22 protein-coding genes are annotated in these 19,086 nt (G+C 62.1%); all 22 read left to right on the top strand.

What is annotated here, in order from left to right:
• Nucleotide 1: 1 nt before the first annotated feature.
• The 22 genes from AC07OP_RS15175 to cspE all read left to right on the top strand — a co-directional run bounded on the left by AC07OP_RS15175 (nucleotide 2) and on the right by cspE (nucleotide 18,875).
• Nucleotides 2–1,378, top strand: coding sequence for a sigma-54-dependent transcriptional regulator (locus AC07OP_RS15175; RefSeq protein ID WP_115486757.1), 1,377 nt, complete (start codon nucleotides 2–4; stop codon nucleotides 1,376–1,378).
• A gap of 128 nt (nucleotides 1,379–1,506) precedes the next feature.
• Nucleotides 1,507–1,836, top strand: coding sequence for a flagellar hook-basal body complex protein FliE (fliE, locus tag AC07OP_RS15170; RefSeq protein ID WP_010208741.1), 330 nt, complete (start codon nucleotides 1,507–1,509; stop codon nucleotides 1,834–1,836).
• Between the two features lie 16 nt (nucleotides 1,837–1,852).
• Nucleotides 1,853–3,631: a flagellar basal-body MS-ring/collar protein FliF gene (gene fliF / locus AC07OP_RS15165; protein WP_027603850.1), complete on the top strand. Its 1,779-nt coding sequence runs from the start codon at nucleotides 1,853–1,855 to the stop codon at nucleotides 3,629–3,631.
• Nucleotides 3,624–4,640: a flagellar motor switch protein FliG gene (fliG, locus tag AC07OP_RS15160; protein WP_017527617.1), complete on the top strand. Its 1,017-nt coding sequence runs from the start codon at nucleotides 3,624–3,626 to the stop codon at nucleotides 4,638–4,640. The genes fliF and fliG overlap by 8 nt, the downstream gene beginning before the upstream one ends.
• A 10-nt stretch (nucleotides 4,641–4,650) precedes the next feature.
• Nucleotides 4,651–5,415 carry a flagellar assembly protein FliH gene (gene fliH / locus AC07OP_RS15155; RefSeq protein WP_027603851.1) on the top strand — a complete coding sequence of 255 codons (765 nt, stop codon included), beginning with the start codon at nucleotides 4,651–4,653 and terminating at the stop codon, nucleotides 5,413–5,415.
• Nucleotides 5,405–6,763, top strand: a complete 1,359-nt coding sequence (gene fliI, locus AC07OP_RS15150) for a flagellar protein export ATPase FliI (RefSeq protein ID WP_027603852.1) — start codon at nucleotides 5,405–5,407, stop codon at nucleotides 6,761–6,763. The genes fliH and fliI overlap by 11 nt, the downstream gene beginning before the upstream one ends.
• A gap of 3 nt (nucleotides 6,764–6,766) precedes the next feature.
• Nucleotides 6,767–7,216, top strand: coding sequence for a flagellar export protein FliJ (fliJ, locus tag AC07OP_RS15145; RefSeq protein WP_115486759.1), 450 nt, complete (start codon nucleotides 6,767–6,769; stop codon nucleotides 7,214–7,216).
• Between the two features lie 95 nt (nucleotides 7,217–7,311).
• Nucleotides 7,312–7,617: an STAS domain-containing protein gene (locus AC07OP_RS15140; RefSeq protein ID WP_098478953.1), complete on the top strand. Its 306-nt coding sequence runs from the start codon at nucleotides 7,312–7,314 to the stop codon at nucleotides 7,615–7,617.
• Complete coding sequence (locus AC07OP_RS15135) at nucleotides 7,614–9,332, top strand: ATP-binding SpoIIE family protein phosphatase (protein WP_065940559.1); 1,719 nt, start codon at nucleotides 7,614–7,616, stop codon at nucleotides 9,330–9,332. Before AC07OP_RS15140 ends, AC07OP_RS15135 begins: the two co-directional genes overlap by 4 nt.
• Before the next feature lie 30 nt (nucleotides 9,333–9,362).
• Nucleotides 9,363–9,707, top strand: coding sequence for an Hpt domain-containing protein (locus AC07OP_RS15130; protein ID WP_495100708.1), 345 nt, complete (start codon nucleotides 9,363–9,365; stop codon nucleotides 9,705–9,707).
• A gap of 86 nt (nucleotides 9,708–9,793) precedes the next feature.
• Nucleotides 9,794–11,131 carry a flagellar hook-length control protein FliK gene (locus AC07OP_RS15125; RefSeq protein WP_495100709.1) on the top strand — a complete coding sequence of 446 codons (1,338 nt, stop codon included), beginning with the start codon at nucleotides 9,794–9,796 and terminating at the stop codon, nucleotides 11,129–11,131.
• Between the two features lie 309 nt (nucleotides 11,132–11,440).
• Nucleotides 11,441–11,947 (top strand): flagellar basal body-associated protein FliL, encoded by a 507-nt coding sequence (gene fliL / locus AC07OP_RS15120; protein ID WP_065924962.1) that lies wholly within the window; start codon nucleotides 11,441–11,443, stop codon nucleotides 11,945–11,947.
• Between the two features lie 9 nt (nucleotides 11,948–11,956).
• On the top strand, nucleotides 11,957–12,925 hold the full coding sequence (gene fliM, locus AC07OP_RS15115; protein WP_027603859.1) for a flagellar motor switch protein FliM: 969 nt from the start codon (nucleotides 11,957–11,959) through the stop codon (nucleotides 12,923–12,925).
• A gap of 38 nt (nucleotides 12,926–12,963) precedes the next feature.
• Nucleotides 12,964–13,431, top strand: a complete 468-nt coding sequence (fliN, locus tag AC07OP_RS15110; protein WP_098478955.1) for a flagellar motor switch protein FliN — start codon at nucleotides 12,964–12,966, stop codon at nucleotides 13,429–13,431.
• Between the two features lies 1 nt (nucleotide 13,432).
• Nucleotides 13,433–13,867, top strand: a complete 435-nt coding sequence (gene fliO, locus AC07OP_RS15105) for a flagellar biosynthetic protein FliO (protein ID WP_495100710.1) — start codon at nucleotides 13,433–13,435, stop codon at nucleotides 13,865–13,867.
• Complete coding sequence (fliP, locus tag AC07OP_RS15100; RefSeq protein WP_141155694.1) at nucleotides 13,867–14,610, top strand: flagellar type III secretion system pore protein FliP; 744 nt, start codon at nucleotides 13,867–13,869, stop codon at nucleotides 14,608–14,610. The genes fliO and fliP overlap by 1 nt, the downstream gene beginning before the upstream one ends.
• Before the next feature lie 18 nt (nucleotides 14,611–14,628).
• On the top strand, nucleotides 14,629–14,898 hold the full coding sequence (gene fliQ / locus AC07OP_RS15095) for a flagellar biosynthesis protein FliQ (protein WP_027603863.1): 270 nt from the start codon (nucleotides 14,629–14,631) through the stop codon (nucleotides 14,896–14,898).
• 4 nt (nucleotides 14,899–14,902) lie between these two features.
• Nucleotides 14,903–15,688 carry a flagellar biosynthetic protein FliR gene (fliR, locus tag AC07OP_RS15090; RefSeq protein WP_027603864.1) on the top strand — a complete coding sequence of 262 codons (786 nt, stop codon included), beginning with the start codon at nucleotides 14,903–14,905 and terminating at the stop codon, nucleotides 15,686–15,688.
• 3 nt (nucleotides 15,689–15,691) lie between these two features.
• Nucleotides 15,692–16,828, top strand: coding sequence for a flagellar biosynthesis protein FlhB (gene flhB / locus AC07OP_RS15085; RefSeq protein ID WP_027603865.1), 1,137 nt, complete (start codon nucleotides 15,692–15,694; stop codon nucleotides 16,826–16,828).
• 129 nt (nucleotides 16,829–16,957) lie between these two features.
• Complete coding sequence (locus AC07OP_RS15080; RefSeq protein ID WP_495100711.1) at nucleotides 16,958–18,277, top strand: YncE family protein; 1,320 nt, start codon at nucleotides 16,958–16,960, stop codon at nucleotides 18,275–18,277.
• 149 nt (nucleotides 18,278–18,426) lie between these two features.
• Nucleotides 18,427–18,630: a S1 domain-containing protein gene (locus AC07OP_RS15075; RefSeq protein ID WP_495100712.1), complete on the top strand. Its 204-nt coding sequence runs from the start codon at nucleotides 18,427–18,429 to the stop codon at nucleotides 18,628–18,630.
• A 41-nt stretch (nucleotides 18,631–18,671) separates the two neighbouring features.
• Complete coding sequence (gene cspE / locus AC07OP_RS15070; protein WP_495100713.1) at nucleotides 18,672–18,875, top strand: transcription antiterminator/RNA stability regulator CspE; 204 nt, start codon at nucleotides 18,672–18,674, stop codon at nucleotides 18,873–18,875.
• Nucleotides 18,876–19,086 lie beyond the last annotated feature (211 nt).

Raw genomic sequence — 19,086 nt, 5'->3', positions numbered from 1 at the left:
TATGGCTATCAAGGTTCTGTTGGTGGAAGACGATCGCGCCCTGCGTGAAGCATTGGCTGACACGCTGTTGTTGGCGGGCCATGACTACCGGGCGGTCGGTTCTGCCGAGGACGCCTTGGACGCGGTGGAGCAGGAAGCCTTCAGCCTGGTGGTCAGCGACGTGAACATGCCTGGCATGGATGGCCACCAGTTGCTCGGCCTGCTGCGTGCGCGTCAGCCGCAACTGCCGGTGCTGCTGATGACCGCCCACGGTGCGGTGGAGCGTGCCGTGGACGCGATGCGCCAGGGCGCGGCGGATTACCTGGTCAAGCCCTTCGAGCCTAAAGCCCTGATCGAACTGGTGGCGCGTCACGCCCTGGGGGTGATCCCGGCCAACGAAGGCGAGGGCCCGATCGCCTTCGAGCCGGCCAGTGCACAATTGCTGGAGTTGGCGGCCCGTGTGGCGCGCAGTGACTCCACCGTGCTGATCTCCGGAGAGTCCGGCACCGGTAAAGAGGTGCTGGCGCGTTATATCCACCAGCAGTCGACCCGCGCCCAGCAACCGTTTATCGCCATCAACTGCGCGGCGATCCCCGACAACATGCTTGAAGCCACCCTGTTCGGCCATGAGAAAGGTTCGTTCACCGGCGCCATCGCGGCCCAGGCGGGCAAGTTCGAACAGGCCGATGGCGGCACCATTTTGCTGGATGAAATCTCGGAAATGCCTCTGGGCCTGCAAGCCAAGTTGCTGCGGGTGCTGCAAGAGCGCGAAGTGGAGCGGGTGGGTGCGCGCAAGCCGATCCAGTTGGACATCCGTGTGGTCGCCACCACCAACCGGGACCTCGCCGGCGAAGTGGCGGCGGGGCGCTTCCGGGAAGACCTGTTCTATCGGCTTTCGGTGTTCCCCCTGGCCTGGCGCCCGCTGCGTGAACGCCCGGCAGATATCATTCCGCTGGCCGAGCGCCTGCTGAACAACCACGTCAAAAAAATGAAGCACGCCCAGGCGCGGCTGTCGGCGCAAGCCCAGGCCTGCCTGATCAGTTATCCATGGCCCGGTAACGTGCGGGAATTGGACAACGCCATCCAGCGCGCGCTGATCCTGCAGCAGGGCGGCTTGATCCAGCCCCAGGATTTCTGCCTGGCCATGGGCAGTGGCGCGGCGCCATTGCCGACGTTGGCGCCCGCGCCGGTGGTTGCAGAGGCTGAGTCTGCCGGTGCGCTGGGCGACGACCTGCGTCGCCGCGAATTCCAGATGATCATCGACACCCTGCGCGCCGAGCGCGGCCGGCGCAAAGAGGCCGCCGAGCGCCTGGGCATCAGCCCGCGCACCCTGCGCTACAAGCTGGCGCAGATGCGTGACGCCGGGATGGACGTAGAAGCGTATCTATTCGCCACGTAACCGGTAAGAAGGTCGACAATGTTTGTCGCCTTTTCTTACGAGCTGATGCGGATCTGGCACCCTTGTTGCTACCTCCCCTAGTAATCGCTGCGTAGTGTCAAAAAATTGCAGGTTGGAGAGAGAAGGTCATGAGCCAGGGTATTGAGTTCAATCGGTTGATGTTGGATATGCGCGCCATGCAGATGGATGCCATGGCTCAACCGAAATCCGTCGCGCCAGCGCCGGAATTGGGCCAAAGCAGCTTCGCCGACATGCTCGGCCAGGCCATCAACAAAGTCAGTGATACCCAGCAAGCTTCCAGCCAGTTGGCCAATGCGTTCGAGATCGGCAAAAGCGGCGTGGACCTCACCGATGTGATGGTCGCCTCGCAAAAGGCCAGCGTTTCCTTCCAGGCCCTGACCCAAGTGCGTAACAAGCTGGTTCAGGCCTATCAAGACATCATGCAGATGCCGGTTTAAGGGCGAGATTTAAGTCATGGCAGAAGCAGTCTCCGACAACGTACCCGCCAAGACAGACGGCAAGCCGCCGCTGTTTGGCCTGTCGTTCCTGGAAAACCTCTCGGAAATGACCATGCTGCGTCAGGTGGGCCTGATGGTCGGCCTGGCTGCCAGCGTGGCGATTGGTTTCGCCGTGGTGTTGTGGTCGCAGCAACCCGATTACCGGCCGTTGTACGGCAGCCTGGCGGGCATGGATTCCAAGCAGATCATGGAAACCCTCGCCGCCGCCGACATCGCCTACACCGTGGAGCCCAACTCCGGCGCCCTGCTGGTCAAGGCCGACGATGTGGCCCGTGCGCGCATGAAGCTGGCTGCCGCCGGCGTGACCCCGTCCGACAGCAATATCGGTTTCGAGATCCTCGACAAGGACCAGGGCCTGGGGACCAGCCAGTTCATGGAAGCCACCCGCTACCGTCGTGGCCTTGAAGGCGAGCTGGCGCGCACCATTTCCAGCCTGAACAACGTCAAGGGTGCCCGCGTGCACCTGGCGATTCCGAAAAGCTCGGTGTTTGTGCGCGATGAGCGCAAGCCCAGTGCGTCGGTATTGGTCGAACTGTTTTCCGGCCGATCCCTGGAGCCTGGCCAGGTCATGGCGATCATCAACCTGGTGGCCACCAGCGTTCCCGAACTGAGCAAGTCGCAAATCACCGTGGTCGACCAGAAGGGCAACCTGCTCTCCGACATGGCCGAAAACTCCGCGCTGACCCAGGCCGGCAAGCAGTTCGACTACAGCCGCCGCATGGAAAGCATGCTCACCCAGCGTGTGCACAACATCCTGCAACCGGTGCTCGGCAATGACCGCTACAAGGCGGAAGTGTCTGCCGACGTGGACTTCAGCGCCGTCGAGTCGACCTCCGAGCAGTTCAACCCGGACCAGCCGGCCCTGCGCAGTGAGCAATCGACCAGCGAACAACGTACCGCCAGCAATGGCCCGCAAGGTGTGCCGGGTGCCCTGAGCAACCAGCCGCCGGCTCCGGCTTCGGCGCCGCAAACCACCGGTGGCGCCGCAGCCACCGCGGGCGCGATCCAGCCTGGCCAGCCACTGTTGGATGCCAACGGCCAGCAGATCATGGACCCGGCCACCGGCCAGCCGATGCTCGCGCCGTACCCGGCGGACAAGCGTAACCAGTCCACCAAGAACTTCGAACTCGACCGTTCCATCAGCCACACCAAGCAGCAGCAGGGTCGCGTCAATCGCCTGTCGGTGTCGGTGGTGGTGGATGACCAGGTCAAGGTCAACGCCGCTGACGGTGCTGTAACACGTGCGCCGTGGAGCGCCGACGAATTGGCGCGGTTCACACGCCTGGTGCAGGACGCCGTTGGTTTTGACGCCAGTCGGGGTGACAGCGTCAGCGTGATTAACATGCCGTTCTCCGCCGAGCGTGGCGAAGTGATCGCCGAAGCGGCGTTCTACACCCAGCCGTGGTTCTGGGACATCGTCAAGCAAGTGCTGGGTGTGTTGTTCATCCTGGTGCTGGTGTTCGGCGTGCTGCGCCCGGTGCTCAACAACATCACCGGCAACGGCAAGAAACAACTGGCGGCCTTCGGTGGCAGCGATGTCGAGTTGGGTGGCATGGGCGGCCTGGACGGCGAACTGGCCAACGACCGCGTCAGCCTCGGCGGCCCGCAAAGCATCCTGTTGCCGAGCCCGAGCGAAGGCTATGACGCGCAGTTGAACGCAATCAAAAGTCTGGTAGCAGAAGACCCGGGCCGTGTGGCCCAGGTCGTGAAAGAGTGGATTAACGCAGATGAGTGATCGAGCCGCTGTTGCCAAGCTCTCCCGGGTCGACAAAGCCGCAGTCCTGCTGCTGTCCCTGGGGGAAACCGACGCCGCCCAAGTGCTGCGCCACATGGGCCCCAAAGAGGTCCAGCGGGTGGGCGTGGCCATGGCGCAAATGCGCAATGTGCACCGCGAGCAAGTCGAACAGGTGATGAGCGAGTTCGTCGAGATCGTCGGCGACCAGACCAGCCTGGGCGTCGGCTCCGACAGCTACATCCGCAAGATGCTCACCTCGGCCCTGGGCGAAGACAAGGCCAACGGCCTGATCGACCGCATCCTGCTGGGCGGCAACACCAGTGGCCTGGACAGCCTCAAGTGGATGGAACCGCGCGCGGTCGCCGACGTGATCCGCTACGAGCACCCGCAGATCCAGGCAATCGTGGTGGCCTACCTCGACCCGGACCAGGCCGGTGAAGTGCTTGGCCACTTCGACCATAAGGTGCGCCTGGACATCATCCTGCGCGTGTCGTCGCTGAACACCGTGCAGCCGGCGGCCCTGAAGGAGCTCAACACGATTCTCGAGAAACAGTTCTCGGGCAACTCGAACGCCTCGCGCACCACCCTGGGTGGTATCAAGCGCGCGGCCGACATCATGAACTTCCTCGACAGCTCGGTCGAAGGCCAGTTGATGGACTCGATCCGCGAGATCGACGACACCCTGTCCGGCCAGATCGAAGACCTCATGTTCGTGTTCAACAACCTCTCCGATGTCGACGACCGTGGCATCCAGGCGTTGCTGCGCGAAGTGTCCTCCGACGTGCTGGTACTGGCCCTCAAGGGCTCGGACGAAGGCGTCAAGGAGAAGATCTTCAAGAACATGTCCAAGCGTGCCTCCGAGCTGTTGCGCGACGACCTGGAAGCCAAGGGTCCGGTGCGCGTCAGCGACGTGGAAACCGCCCAGAAAGAAATCCTCACCATTGCCCGCCGTATGGCCGAAGCCGGAGAAATCGTTCTCGGTGGGAAGGGCGGCGAAGAAATGATCTAAGGCGCTCCCCATGTCGAACAAAGATGAGGCGCCCAGCGATCTGATTCGCGCACGGGACGTCGGTGGGTTCGACATCTGGTCGTTGCCCAGCTTCGATCCGCATGTGCCCGAGCCCGAGCCGGAACCGGTTGAAGAGCCGCCGGTGGAAATGGAAGAAGTGCCGCTGGAGGAAGTCCAGCCACTGACCCTGGAAGAGTTGGAAAGCATCCGTCAGGAGGCCTACAACGAAGGCTTCGCCGCTGGCGAGAAAGACGGTTTTCGCAGCACCACCCTCAAGGTGCGCCAGGAGGCCGAGGCGGCGCTGAGCGTCAAGCTGGCCAGCCTGGAGCGCCTGATGGGCAACCTGTTCGCGCCCATCGCCGAGCAGGATTCGCAGATCGAAAAATCCATGGTCGGCCTGGTACAGCACATCACCCGCCAGGTGATCCAGCGCGAACTGGTGCTGGATTCCAGCCAGATCGAAAGCGTGATGCGCGAAGCCCTCAAGTTGTTGCCCCTGGGCGTCGGCAATGTGCGGCTGTACATCAATCCGCAGGACTTCGAACAAGTCAAAGCGATGCGCGAGCGCCATGAAGAAACCTGGCGCATCGTCGAAGATGCGGCGCTGCAGCCTGGCGGTTGCCGGGTCGAGACCGAACACAGCCGCATCGATGCCACGGTGGAAACCCGCATCAGCCAGATCATGGCCAAGCTGCTTGATCAACAACACGAGCAGGCGCTGAACCCGGCCGAGCCGGACCTGAGCGTGGACCTGGACGCCCCCGATGCGCCTTGATCGCACCAGCTTCGCCAAGCGCCTGGGCGGCTATGCCGAGGCCACCGAATTGCCCGGCCAGCCAATCCTCGAAGGGCGCCTGTTGCGCATGGTCGGCCTGACCCTCGAAGCCGAGGGCCTGCGGGCCGCCATGGGCAGCCGCTGCATGGTGATCAACGACGACAGCTACCATCCGGTGCAGGTCGAAGCCGAAGTGATGGGTTTTTCCGGCAACAAGATTTTCCTCATGCCCGTCGGCAGCCTGGCCGGCATCGCCCCCGGCGCCCGTGTGGTGCCCCTGGCCGACACCGGCCGCCTGCCCATGGGCATGAGCATGCTCGGCCGGGTGCTGGACGGCGCCGGTCGCGCACTGGACGGCAAGGGCGGCATGAAAGCCGAAGACTGGGTGCCGATGGACGGCCCCACCATCAACCCGCTCAACCGCAACCCCATCAGTGTGCCGCTGGACGTGGGGATTCGCAGCATCAACGGTTTATTGACGGTCGGCCGCGGCCAGCGTCTGGGCCTGTTCGCGGGTACGGGGGTGGGTAAGTCGGTATTGCTCGGCATGATGACGCGCTTTACCGAGGCCGACATCATCGTGGTGGGCCTGATCGGCGAACGGGGCCGCGAGGTGAAGGAGTTCATCGAACACAGCCTCGGCGAAGAAGGCCTCAAGCGCTCGGTGGTGGTCGCATCCCCCGCGGACGATGCGCCGCTGATGCGTCTGCGCGCGGCCATGTACTGCACACGCATCGCCGAATATTTTCGCGACAAGGGCAAGAACGTCCTGTTGCTGATGGACTCCCTCACCCGTTTCGCCCAGGCCCAGCGGGAAATCGCCCTGGCCATCGGCGAGCCCCCGGCCACCAAGGGCTACCCGCCGTCGGTGTTCGCCAAGCTGCCCAAACTGGTTGAGCGCGCCGGTAATGCCGAGGCCGGTGGCGGCTCGATCACCGCGTTCTACACCGTATTGTCCGAAGGCGATGACCAGCAGGATCCCATCGCCGACTCGGCGCGGGGTGTGCTCGACGGCCACATCGTGCTGTCGCGGCGTCTGGCGGAGGAGGGGCACTACCCGGCCATCGACATCGAAGCGTCCATCAGCCGGGTCATGCCGGCGGTGGTCACGCCGGAGCATATGGCCCGGGCGCAGCAGTTCAAGCAGCTGTGGTCGCGTTATCAACAGAGCCGCGACTTGATCAGCGTCGGTGCCTACGTGGCCGGCGGCGACCGCGACACCGACCTGGCGATCGCCCTGCAACCGCAGTTGGTGACCTACTTGCGTCAGGGCCTCAACGACAAGATCAGCATGGGTGAAAGCGAAGCGCACCTGGGTTCGATCTTCGCTCCTGCGCCGGGCGGCTAAGCCATGGCCAACAGCCGCGCTGCGCGCCTGGCCCCGGTGGTCGACATGGCCGAAAAGGCCGAGAAAACCGCGGTCCAGCGCCTGGGGTATTTCCAGGGCCAGGTGCGCTTGGCGGAAAGTAAGCTGGGCGACCTGGAGCGCTTCCGTAGCGAGTACCAGCAGCAATGGATCGAGCGCGGCACCCAAGGTGTGTCGGGGCAATGGCTGATGGGTTACCAGGGCTTTCTCAATCAGCTCGAGACGGCCGTCGGCCAGCAGCGCCAAAGCCTGGCCTGGCACCAGAACAACCTCGACAAGGCCCGCGAGAGCTGGCAGCAAGCCTTCGCCCGCGTCGAGGGCCTGCGCAAACTGGTGCAGCGCTACATCGACGAAGCGCGGGCATTGGAAGACAAGCGCGAGCAGAAATTGCTCGACGAATTGTCCCAGCGCCTGCCGCGCCAATCACAATACTGACGGTGGCCCGCCTGCCACATTTGATCTGCCGTGTTGCTGGTATCCCATTCGCCTGCTACACCTTGTGTCTATGCCCATGACAAGGAAGCAGTCGCATGTCAATCGAGTCAGAAGTATCCCTGGACGGGAAGAAGTTGACGATCGCAATCAAGGGTCGGTTCGATTTCAGTAGCCACCAGACATTTCGTGAGGCTTACGAGCGTTTCTACAAGGTGCCTGAGTCGTATGTGGTCGACCTGAAGGAAACCACTTATATGGACAGTTCGGCCCTGGGCATGCTCCTGCTGTTGAGGGACCACGCCGGCGGCGAGGAGTCGGAGGTCCAGGTGATCAACACCAACTCCGATGTGCGCAAGATCCTCGCTATTTCCAACTTCGACAAATTGTTCGACATCAATTGAGCGCCCTGGCCCCCGCGGTTGAGCCGCTGACGATCCTGATCGCCGAAGACAGCGCCGCCGACCTGCTGTTGCTGTCGACCATTGTGCGACGCCAGGGGCACCAGGTGCTCACTGCAACCAATGGCGAGGAGGCCGTTGAGCTATTCGCGCGCGAGCGCCCGCAACTGGTGTTGATGGACGCGATCATGCCCGTGATGGATGGCCTGACCGCCGCGCGGTGGATCAAGCAGTTGGCGGGGGAGGAACTGGTGCCGATCATCTTCCTCACGTCCCTGCGCGAGAGTGCCGCCCTGGCCGAGTGCCTGGATGCCGGCGGCGATGATTTCCTGCCCAAGCCCTATAACCAGTTGATCCTGGCGGCCAAGATCAACGCCATGGACCGCCTGCGCCGGCTGCAGGCGACGATGCTGCAGCAGCGCGACCAGATCGCCCGGCACCATGACCACTTGCTGCATGAGCAGCGGGTGGCCAAGGCGGTCTTCGATAAAGTCGCCCATTCCGGCTGCATCAACGCGGCGCCGAATATCCGCTACCTGCAATCGCCCTATGCGCTGTTCAACGGCGACCTGCTGCTGGCGGCGTATACGCCGTCGGGCGACATGCACGTGCTGCTCGGCGATTTCACCGGCCATGGCCTGCCGGCGGCGGTGGGCGCCATGCCCCTGGCAGAAGTGTTCTATGGCATGACTGCCAAGGGCTACGGCCTGGCGCAGATCCTGCGGGAGATGAATGCCAAGCTCAAGCGCATCCTGCCGGTGGACATGTTCTGCTGCGCCACCCTGCTGTGCCTGAGCACGCAGCGGCGGGTGGTGGAGGTGTGGAACGGCGGCATGCCCGAAGGCTATGTGCATGAAGTCGCCAGCGGCAGGCGCACGCCGCTGCAGCCACGGCATTTGCCGTTGGGGGTGCTGTCGGCTGAGGCGTTTGATGATCGCACCGAGGTCTGGCCCATGGCGCTGGGTGACCGCGTGTTCCTGCTCTCCGATGGGGTGCTGGACACCGCCGACGCCAATGACCAGCTGTTTGGCGTCGAGCGCCTGCAGCAGGTGTTTGCCGCCAACCGTGAGCCCGACCGGCTCTTCGACGACATCGAGCGCGCCCTGGCGGCTTTTCGCGGTGAGGCGCGGGACGATGTCAGTCTGGTGGAAATCATCCTGCAACCCGGGCAGCCGCTGCGTGCGACCGGGCTGCTGTATGCCGACAGCGGCCAGACATGCCCGCTCGATTGGTCGGTGAGTTTCGAATTTCGGGCCGAAACCCTCAAGCGTTACAACCCCTTGCCCTACCTGCTGCAGCTGCTGCTGGAGATCCAGGGACTGCGCGAGCAGAGCGGGGCGCTCTACAGCGTCATGGCCGAGTTGTATTCCAATGCGCTGGAACATGGCGTGCTGGGCCTGGACTCGCGGCTCAAGCGCGATGCCCAGGGCTTTGCCGAGTATTACCGCCAGCGCAATGACCGCCTGGCGCAGTTGAACAGTGGCTATGTGCGCGTGCATGTGCAGGTGGTGCCCACCGAGGCGGGCGGCAAGATGACCCTGCGCCTTGAAGACAGTGGGCCAGGGTTCGACGTGGAGCAGGTGCTGGCTCGGCCGCTGGACATCGATGGCCTGTCCGGTCGAGGCCTGAGCCTGGTGCGTCAACTGAGCAGCCAGGTGCGCTGGTCCGACGGCGGACGCAGTGTCTGCGTAGAGTTTTGCTGGGGGGCTCTGGCATAATCCGCCGATTCTTGATCAAGGAGCGAGCAAGTGGCTGAGATTCATATGGACCCGGACGTGTTGTCGGGTTTGCAGGAGGTCATGGAAGGCGAGTATCCCAAGTTGCTCGATACCTTCCTCGATGACTCCCAGAAACGCGTCGAAGCGCTGCGCAAGGCGCGGGACGACGCCAAGGCACTGGGGCGTATCGCCCATAGCTTCAAGGGCAGCAGTGGCAACCTCGGCGCAGTGCGGTTGGCGCACCTGTGCCAGCGCTTGGAGGCGGAGTCCGCTGAGGCCACGGCGGACCTGGGGGCGCTGGTGGACCAGATCGATCATGAGTTTGCCTTGGTGAAGCCGATGTATGAGTCGGAGCGGCAGCGGTTCCAGATTTGATTCCATCCGTGTGAAAACCTGGCCCGACTCTTGCTCTACCTCCTGATACTGCATCCCCGATCCCCATGCAGTGGAGACCTTTACCTATGCCAGTCGCCCCGAATTCGCTTCTCCAGGCTGCCCCTGCGGCCAAGCCTCAAGCGCCTGCCGTCAATCCACCGGCAGTGGCTGCGGACCCACGGGGCAAGGGCCCTGGCTTCGCTCAAGTGTTCGCCAGCCAAGGTTCAAAACCTACGGTCAAGGCTGATGACAACTCGGCCAAGCCCACGCGGGACAAGCCTGCCGATGCCAGCGCCAAGCCTGCGGCGGGCAACGACAAACCTGCCGCCGCCACGCCAGCGGTTGCCGATAGCGGCAATACCTTGCCTGCCAAGCCTGCGGCATCGTCCGACGACACTGCCAGCAAGGATGACGCTGCACCTGTGGATCCGGCCCTGGCGCAGCAGCCTCCCGTGGACCCGGTGGTCGACCCGGCATTGATTGCCACGGTCACCCCGGTGGTGGTGCCGGTGCCGGTGGAAACCCCGGCCCCCGCAGCCGCTGCCAAGGATGACAAGGCCGCACCCGTGGTTGCAGCGCCAATCGCAGCGACCGAGGACGCCACGCCGGCCTTCGACCCTGAGGCCGATCCCCTGGACGCCATGCCGGCCGTACGCCTGGCAATGGAGCAGGGCGGGCACGTGTCGGCCAGCAGCCAGGCACCGGCCAAAACTGCCCCGCCGACCACCCAGGACCAGCCAACCGCCGCGCAGAACTTTGCCGCCGGCCTGGCCACTATGGTCGACCAGCAAGCCACCAAGGACAGTACGGACCAGGGTGGCGACAAGGCCTTCAGCGGCTTGATCGAAGGCGGCCTCAAGGACTTGAAAGAGGCCAGCAGCGACACCCGCGTCGATGACTTCGCCAACCGCCTGGCTGCATTGACCCAGGCGGCCACGCCGAAAACCGCGAATGCCTTGCCGCCGGTGACGAATGCGCCGCTGGCCATGCACCAGAGCGGCTGGACCGACGAGATCGTCAACCGCGTGATGTACCTCTCCAGCGCCAACCTCAAGTCGGCGGAGATCCAGTTGCAACCGGCCGAACTCGGGCGCCTGGACATCAAGGTCAACATGACCGCCGACCAGCAGGCCCAGGTCAACTTCATGAGCGCCCACCCGGTGGTGCGGGAAGCCCTGGAAAGCCAGTCCGGTCGCTTGCGCGAGATGTTCGCCCAGCAGGGCATGGGCCAGGTGGATGTGAACGTGTCCGACCAGTCCCGTGGCCAGGAGCAGCAGCAACAGCAGGCGCAGACGGGGGGCGTTAGTCGCAGCGGGCGGAGTGGCGACAGCGGCGACAGCGGCAGCCACATTGAAGTGGCCGAAGCCGTGGCGCCGGTGACTTCGACGGTGATCGGCTCCAGCGCCGTCGACTACTACGCCTGATGTGAGTCTGGCATAGGCCAAAATGTGGGAGCGGACTTGCTGTGGTGGGTTGGCTTGCTGTGGTGGGTCGGCTTGCTGTAGTGAGCGGACTTGCTGTGGTGGGTTGGCTTGTTGTGGTGAGCGGGCTTGCCCCGCGCTGGCTGCGCAGCAGTCCCATTGTCGGTGAACAAGCCCACCCACCACAGCCCCCCCCTTTCCACATTTTTTGTGGCGTTCCTCTGTCTGCGTTCAGCCAGACAACTCTGGCATAACACTTGCTCTTGCCTTTCCGTAGATCTATGAATCCCCGAATAGTGACGGATTATTGGCATGGCGAAGAGCGACGACGCAGCAAAAGCACCCGCACCCGCAGGCAAAGGCAAGCTCAAGCTTATCCTGATGATTGTCGTGGGCCTGCTCCTGGCCATCGGCGCCTCGGTGGGCGGCACCTGGTACATCATGCACAGCAGTGCCAGCAAGCCGGCACCTGCCGCCGAAACCGCCACTAACGCCAAGCAACCGGCGATCTTCGAGCCGATGCTTCCGGCCTTTGTCGCCAACTTCAACCAGAACGGTCGTCAACGCTACCTGCAGGTGAGCATCACCTTGCTGGCGCGTAACCAGTCGGACCTGGATGCCCTCAAGGTGCATATGCCGGTGATCCGCAACAACCTGGTGATGCTGTTCTCCGGGCAGAGTTTCGACACCCTGGCCACCCCGGTGGGCCAGGAAATGCTGCGCCAGAAGGTCACTGCCAGCGTGCAGGAAGTGGCCCAGAAGGAGCTCGGCAAAGTCGTGATCGAGCAGGCGCTCTTCACTAATTTCGTATTGCAGTAGGATCACCCCATGGCCGTGCAGGACCTACTGTCCCAGGATGAAATCGACGCGCTGTTGCATGGCGTCGACGACGGTCTGGTACAGACTGAAATGGCTGCCGAGCCCGGCAGCGTCAAAAGTTATGACCTGACCAGCCAGGATCGCATCGTCCGTGGACGCATGCCGACCCTTGAGATGATCAACGAACGTTTCGCCCGTTACACCCGGATCAGCATGTTCAACATGCTGCGCCGCTCGGCGGACGTGGCGGTGGGCGGCGTGCAAGTGATGAAGTTCGGCGAGTACGTGCACTCGCTGTACGTGCCCACCAGCCTCAACCTGGTCAAGATCAAGCCATTGCGCGGTACCGCGCTGTTCATCCTCGACGCCAAGCTGGTGTTCAAGCTGGTGGACAACTTCTTCGGCGGTGACGGCCGTCACGCCAAGATCGAAGGCCGTGAATTCACCCCTACCGAATTGCGCGTGGTGCGCATGGTGCTGGAGCAGGCCTTCATTGACTTGAAGGAAGCCTGGCAGGCGATCATGGAAGTCAATTTCGAGTACATCAACTCGGAAGTGAACCCGGCCATGGCCAACATCGTCGGGCCGAGCGAGGCCATTGTCGTGTCCACGTTCCACATCGAGCTCGATGGCGGTGGCGGCGACCTGCACGTGACCATGCCGTATTCGATGATCGAGCCGGTGCGCGAAATGCTCGACGCCGGTTTCCAGTCCGACCTGGACGACCAGGACGAACGCTGGGTCAAGGCCCTGCGCGAAGACCTGCTGGATGTCGACGTGCCGCTGAGCGCTACCGTGGCCCGGCGCCAGTTGCGCCTGCGGGATATTTTGCACATGCAGCCGGGGGACATTATCCCGGTCGAATTGCCGGACGAAATGATCATGCGCGCCAACGGCGTGCCGTCGTTCAAGGTCAAGCTGGGGTCCCACAAGGGCAACCTCGCTTTGCAAGTGGTTGAGCCGATCAACCGTCGCTGATCCCTATTTATGAATGTTTGCTCCGCCGAGGACATGTAATGGCTACCGAACACGAAAACACTTCCGCCGAAGACCAGGCCCTGGCTGACGAGTGGGCTGCGGCCCTGGAAGAGACCGGCGATGTTGGCCAGGACGATATCGACGCACTGCTGGCCGCCGACGCCGCCACTGCGCCGGTGGGTAACCGCTTGCCCATGGAAGAATTCGGCAGCGTGCCGAAGAACAACGATCCGGTGACCCTCGATGGGCCGAACCTGGACGTGATCCTCGACATCCCGGTGTCGATCTCGATGGAAGTGGGCAGCACCGACATCAACATCCGCAACCTGCTGCAACTCAACCAGGGCTCGGTGATCGAGCTGGATCGCCTGGCCGGTGAGCCACTGGACGTGCTGGTCAACGGCACTCTGATCGCTCACGGCGAAGTGGTGGTGGTCAACGAAAAGTTCGGCATCCGCCTGACCGACGTGATCAGCCCAAGCGAACGCATCAAGAAGTTGCGCTGATATGAAACGGCTGATGGTGGGACTGTTAGCCGCGCTGCCATTGGCGGCGTGGGCGGCGGAGCCGGTGGCCCAAGTTGCCGCTGCGCCCGTCGGCGGCAGCGTTGGCGGGCAACTGACGCAGCTGGTGCTGGGCCTGTTGCTGGTGGTCGGCTTGATCTTCGTGTTGGCCTGGCTGATGCGTCGCGTACAGAGCATCGGCCCGGGCAATGCCCAGGTCATCGAAATGATCGGCTCGCGCGCCCTCGGCCCGCGAGACCGACTGGTGCTGGTGCAAGTGGGCGAGGAACAGATCCTGCTGGGCATTACCCCCGGCCGAATCACGCCGCTGCACGTGCTCAAGACCCCGGTGCCAACCACCCAATCCCAGCCCGCCACGCCAGAATTCGCCCAGCGCCTGATGGAATTGCTGGGCAAGGATCAGAAGGATAAGAAGTAATGCGCGTTTTATTGACGCTCATGCTGTTGCTGGCCACGCCATTGGCGCTGGCAGCCGACCCGTTGTCGATCCCGGCGATTACGCTGGGTACCAACGCGGCGGGGGCCCAGGAGTATTCGGTCAGCCTGCAGATCCTGCTGATCATGACTGCGCTGAGCTTTATCCCGGCGTTTGTCATGCTGATGACCAGCTTTACGCGGATCATCATTGTGTTCTCGATCCTGCGTCAGGCCCTGGGCCTGCAGCAGACGCCGTCGAACCAGATCCTCACCGGCATGGCGTTGTTCTTGACGATGTTCATCATGGCGCCGGTGTTCGATAAGGTGAACCAGCAAGCCCTGCAGCCGTACCTGGCCGAGACCATTACGGCCCAGGTCGCGATTGACCGGGCGCAAGGGCCGATCAAGGATTTCATGCTGTCGCAGACCCGTTCCAGCGACCTTGAGCTGTTCATGCGCCTGTCCAAGCGTACCGACATCGCGACCCCGGACCAGGCGCCGCTGACCATCCTGGTGCCGGCGTTCGTCACCTCGGAACTGAAGACCGCGTTCCAGATCGGCTTCATGATCTTTATCCCGTTCCTGATCATCGACCTGGTGGTGGCGAGCGTGCTGATGGCCATGGGGATGATGATGCTGTCGCCGCTGATTATTTCATTGCCGTTCAAGATCATGCTGTTTGTGCTGGTGGACGGTTGGGCGCTGATTATCGGCACGCTGGCCGGCAGTTTCGGAGGAGTGTGATGTGTTAGGTGAAGCAGCATGACCCCAGAAGTTGCCGTCGACCTGTTCCGTGAAGCACTGTGGCTGACCACCGTGATGGTTGCCGTGCTGGTGGTGCCGAGCCTGTTGGTGGGCCTGCTGGTGGCGATGTTCCAGGCCGCGACCCAGATCAACGAACAGACCTTGAGCTTCCTGCCGCGCCTGCTGGTGATGCTGATCACCCTGATTGTCGCCGGCCCGTGGCTGGTGCAAACCTTCATGGAATACATTCTGCAGCTGTACGGCAGTATTCCGCAGTTGATCGGCTGACCCGATGCAGTCCTTGCTGGCATTGACCGACACCCAGATCAGCACGTGGGTGGCCTCGTTCATCCTGCCGTTGTTCCGGGTGACGGCGGTGCTGATGAGCATGCCGGTGTTCGGTACTACCTTGGTGCCACGCCGCATCCGCCTGTATTTCGCCGTGGCGATCACCGTGGTGCTCGTGCCCGGCCTGCCGCCGATGCCCCCGGTCAACGCACTCGACCTCAGTGCCTTGATGCTGATTGCCGAGCAGATCCTGATCGGCTCGCTGCTGGGCTTTTCGCTGCAACTGTTTTTCCAGGCGTTCGTGATCGCCGGGCAGATCATCTCGATCCAGATGGGCATGGGCTTCGCGTCCATGGTCGACCCCACCAACGGCGTATCGGCGGCGGTGATCGGGCAGTTCCTGACCATGCTGGTGACCTTGTTGTTCCTGGCCATGAACGGCCACCTGGTGGTGTTCGAGGTGTTGACCGAAAGCTTCACCACCTTGCCGGTAGGCTCCGGGCTGGTGGTCAATCACTTCTGGGAGCTGGTGGGGCGTCTCAGTTGGGTGCTCGGTGCCTCACTGTTGCTGGTACTGCCGGCGATCACGGCCTTGCTGGTGGTCAACATCGCGTTTGGCGTCATGACCCGCGCGGCGCCACAGCTGAACATTTTCTCCATTGGTTTCCCCTTGACCCTGGTGCTGGGCATGGGGATTTTCTGGGTCGGCCTGGCTGACATTCTCAATCAGTATCAACCGCTGGCGACCGACGCCTTGCAGTTCTTACGTGATCTGGCACGGGCGCGCTGAGCCATGGCCGAGAGCGAGAGTGGTCAGGACAAGACAGAAGACCCCACGGAGAAACGTAAAAAGGACTCCAGGGAAAAGGGCGAGATTGCTCGCTCCAAGGAACTCAACACCGTTGCGACCATGATGGCCGGAGCCGGTGCCTTGCTGATCTATGGCGGCGGCCTGGCGCTGGACCTGATGGAGCTGATGAAGCACAACTTCACCTTGCCCCGCGATGTGTTGCTCAACCCCGGCTCCATGGGCCAATACCTGCTGCACTCGGGCAAGATCGCGATATTGGCGGTGCAGCCGATCCTGATCACCCTGCTGCTGGCCGCGCTGATCGGCCCGGTCGCCCTCGGCGGCTGGCTGTTCGCCGCCGGCAGCATGGCGCCCAAGTTCAGTCGCATGAACCCTGCGGCCGGTCTCAAGCGCATGTTTTCCGCCAAGGCCCTGGTGGAGCTGCTCAAGGCCCTGGCCAAGTTCATCCTGATTCTGTTCGTGGCGCTGATGGTGTTGTCGTCCGACATCGATGACCTGCTGCGCATCGCCCATGAACCGCTGGAGTCGGCGATCATCCACAGCGTGCAGGTGGTGGGCTGGAGTGCGCTGTGGATGGCCGCCGGGCTGATCATCATCGCGGCGGTGGATGCGCCGATCCAGTTGTGGGAAAGCCACAAGAAACTGCTGATGACCAAGCAGGAAGTGCGCGACGAGCACAAGGACCAGGAAGGCCGCCCCGAGGTCAAGCAGCGCATCCGCCAGCTGCAGCGGGAAATGTCCCAGCGCAAGATGATGGCCTCGGTGCCCGACGCCGACGTGGTCATCACCAACCCGACTCACTACGCCGTGGCCCTCAAGTACGACCCGGAGAAGGGCGGCGCGCCGATGCTGCTGGCCAAGGGCAGCGACTTTACCGCACTGAAAATCCGTGAAATCGCCGTGGCCCACGACATCCTGCTGCTGGAGTCGCCTGAGCTGGCGCGGTCGATCTTCTACTCCACCGACCTCGACCAGGAAATCCCGGCGGGGTTGTACCTGGCCGTGGCCCAGGTGTTGGCGTATGTCTATCAGATTCGCCAATATCGCGCGGGTAAGGGGAAACGCCCGGATCCGCTCAAAGACCTGCCGATTCCGCCGGAGTTGCGCCGCGATTCTTGAGGAATGGTTGTCGCGCTTGCGGTGTTTCCGTCTGTCGGTAAATGCCGTCTACCTGTCAAGTTTGACAGTTGTGGGCTGGCACTTCTGAGCGTTACATGGGGTTCCCATCCATGTAGAGGGATTCCCCCCATGAGCGGCTCCTCAACCAAACCCCATCCTCTCCTTACGATCAACCTTCCTGGCCAGCGACGGCGTCCCGGCAATGCGGTCGACAAGCAGGCTGCCCAGCACGGTTTTTACCCGAACAAAGGTCTCGATGTGCATGTGCGCGAAACCTTCAGCCATGCCGACAGCGCCGTTGAACTGACATTGGACGGCCAGGTGATTGCTGCCCATAAGCTCAACGGCGACGCAACGCAAACCGGGATCAAGTTTTCGGTACCGGCCGAACGGCTCACCCATGGCCGGCATGTGTTGAGCTATCAGGTCAAGCAAGGTCGCTCGAGCCTGCGTCAGGCCACCCGCCAAGCCATCGTCAGCGTGCACGCCCAGCGCCTGTTGTACTTGGGGGTGCCCGTGAAGAAGAGCGATGAACGCGTCTATGTGAACATCGATATCAGGGTCGAACCCTGCATTGCCACCCTCACGGCGGCCGGCGAAGTGGTTCATATGATTGAGGGCAATATTGGCAGCTTTCTGTTCAGTCCGGATGGCAGGTATCTGCATGCCGAATGGGTCAATGGCATTGCGAAGATCGATCTTCAGACAATCAGCCTCGTCGATAACTATCCCGTTTTCATTGAAAAGCTGGGAGGGTTCAGCCCCGACGGGCGGTTTCTATATGCATGCAATTGGCTGTATAGCCATTTGTTCATCGTTGATGTGCAGGATAAAGAGCTTTTGCCAGGCGCTGTTATTGATGAGTACGCCACGGGGCTGGTGCTTGGTCGCGATGGCGGTCAGATGTATGTTGGCGCGTGGGGTGGCCCTGGGAACGCTGAAGCTTCGCTGATCATTGTCGACAGGACGTCGCAGGAAGTGATCAAGAAAATACCGGTTGGGGCCATCACGTTCGACACCGTGGGCAATCCGCACGACGGCCATGTCTATGTGGCTTGTCTTGGCGTGCTGGGCGAAGGGGCCGGGGTCTATAGGTTCGATCCTGTCAGTGAGCGCGTCGAAAAAATATCCAAGCACCCGGCCTGGGGGTTGACCTTGAGTGCCAATGGCCAGCGGCTGTATGCATACGGCGGTGACATTATCAGTGTCATCGACACGAAGACCGGCAGAGAGAAGGAGAATCACCGTTTGTCTGTGCGGTCATTGGCCGTGAGTCCGGACGGGAAGTGGGTATACACCGGGTCCTATGAAGAGCACGGACGGATTGACGTGTATGACGCGCAAGGCTGGACGTTGGATCACAGTATTCCTATTTTCAAACCCTTCATTCATCGCATGGAAACCCAGAAGTCCAACGGCGACCTGTGGGTGTGCTTCTCCAATGCGTAATGACGTAAAAACCGAGGCAGGCGAGGGGCCAGCCATTCGTCGTCACTCCTTGCCTACCTGTCAAGTTTGACAGTAGCCAACTTGCCATTCTCGCGGTTCCATACCATCAGGTACTGCGCGCACGCTGTTAATAGATGCAGGGAGTGGTGATGGCTGTGGTGACGGGAACGATCAAATCTTATGACCCGAAGACCCGCAAGGGGGTGATTGTGCTGGATGATTGCGCAGCGGAGGTGTTGGTGGATTCGCTCGGTTCGCAAGGGGTTCGGCTTTCAGTGGGTTTGAAGGTCGAGCTTCAGATGATCCATCGACCCGATGGCGTGTATGCATCAAGGGTCAGGCTTATCTTGTGACACCGGCGCAGGTTCTTGAGTGAAATCTAGGGAGAACGGCAATGGCAACGGGCACGGTGAAGTGGTTTAACGCGGAGAAGGGGTTTGGGTTTATTTCTCCCGACGACGGCAGTGCGGATGTATTCGTCCATTACTCCGCTATAGACAGCGCGGGCTTCAAAAGCCTGGATGAAAAGCAAAAGGTCGAATACGACGTGACTTCAGGTCAAAAAGGGCCGCAGGCGGCCAATGTGAGGCCGTTATAGAAAGGTCTCGTGCAGTAAATGCAAACGGATCCAACGGTGGGACGGGAGCAGCCTTTCTCTCACCGTTGGAGTGTTTACATCCGATAGAACTCGGGCGCCTGTAGCGATCCACCTCCTCAAAAGCAAAGTTGGAAGGCTTCTTGCAATACCGCCTTCAGGACGCCTCCCGGCGTCAAAAGTTTGCTTCAAGGAAACGAGGAATACCGGTGGT

The sequence above is a fragment of the Pseudomonas sp. GW821-FHT09D08 genome (assembly GCF_059416305.1).
This window is presented reverse-complemented; position numbering and strand designations above follow the sequence as displayed.

What these genes read in the sequence shown, in the direction of transcription:
- AC07OP_RS15175 (WP_115486757.1), top strand. Translation starts at nt 2, where the DNA reads ATGGCTATCAAGGTTCTGTTGGTGGAAGACGATCGCGCCCTGCGTGAA.
- fliE (WP_010208741.1), top strand. Translation starts at nt 1,507, where the DNA reads ATGAGCCAGGGTATTGAGTTCAATCGGTTGATGTTGGATATGCGCGCC.
- fliF (WP_027603850.1), top strand. Translation starts at nt 1,853, where the DNA reads ATGGCAGAAGCAGTCTCCGACAACGTACCCGCCAAGACAGACGGCAAG.
- fliG (WP_017527617.1), top strand. Translation starts at nt 3,624, where the DNA reads ATGAGTGATCGAGCCGCTGTTGCCAAGCTCTCCCGGGTCGACAAAGCC.
- fliH (WP_027603851.1), top strand. Translation starts at nt 4,651, where the DNA reads ATGTCGAACAAAGATGAGGCGCCCAGCGATCTGATTCGCGCACGGGAC.
- fliI (WP_027603852.1), top strand. Translation starts at nt 5,405, where the DNA reads ATGCGCCTTGATCGCACCAGCTTCGCCAAGCGCCTGGGCGGCTATGCC.
- fliJ (WP_115486759.1), top strand. Translation starts at nt 6,767, where the DNA reads ATGGCCAACAGCCGCGCTGCGCGCCTGGCCCCGGTGGTCGACATGGCC.
- AC07OP_RS15140 (WP_098478953.1), top strand. Translation starts at nt 7,312, where the DNA reads ATGTCAATCGAGTCAGAAGTATCCCTGGACGGGAAGAAGTTGACGATC.
- AC07OP_RS15125 (WP_495100709.1), top strand. Translation starts at nt 9,794, where the DNA reads ATGCCAGTCGCCCCGAATTCGCTTCTCCAGGCTGCCCCTGCGGCCAAG.
- fliL (WP_065924962.1), top strand. Translation starts at nt 11,441, where the DNA reads ATGGCGAAGAGCGACGACGCAGCAAAAGCACCCGCACCCGCAGGCAAA.
- fliM (WP_027603859.1), top strand. Translation starts at nt 11,957, where the DNA reads ATGGCCGTGCAGGACCTACTGTCCCAGGATGAAATCGACGCGCTGTTG.
- fliN (WP_098478955.1), top strand. Translation starts at nt 12,964, where the DNA reads ATGGCTACCGAACACGAAAACACTTCCGCCGAAGACCAGGCCCTGGCT.
- fliO (WP_495100710.1), top strand. Translation starts at nt 13,433, where the DNA reads ATGAAACGGCTGATGGTGGGACTGTTAGCCGCGCTGCCATTGGCGGCG.
- fliP (WP_141155694.1), top strand. Translation starts at nt 13,867, where the DNA reads ATGCGCGTTTTATTGACGCTCATGCTGTTGCTGGCCACGCCATTGGCG.
- fliQ (WP_027603863.1), top strand. Translation starts at nt 14,629, where the DNA reads ATGACCCCAGAAGTTGCCGTCGACCTGTTCCGTGAAGCACTGTGGCTG.
- fliR (WP_027603864.1), top strand. Translation starts at nt 14,903, where the DNA reads ATGCAGTCCTTGCTGGCATTGACCGACACCCAGATCAGCACGTGGGTG.
- flhB (WP_027603865.1), top strand. Translation starts at nt 15,692, where the DNA reads ATGGCCGAGAGCGAGAGTGGTCAGGACAAGACAGAAGACCCCACGGAG.
- AC07OP_RS15080 (WP_495100711.1), top strand. Translation starts at nt 16,958, where the DNA reads ATGAGCGGCTCCTCAACCAAACCCCATCCTCTCCTTACGATCAACCTT.
- AC07OP_RS15075 (WP_495100712.1), top strand. Translation starts at nt 18,427, where the DNA reads ATGGCTGTGGTGACGGGAACGATCAAATCTTATGACCCGAAGACCCGC.
- cspE (WP_495100713.1), top strand. Translation starts at nt 18,672, where the DNA reads ATGGCAACGGGCACGGTGAAGTGGTTTAACGCGGAGAAGGGGTTTGGG.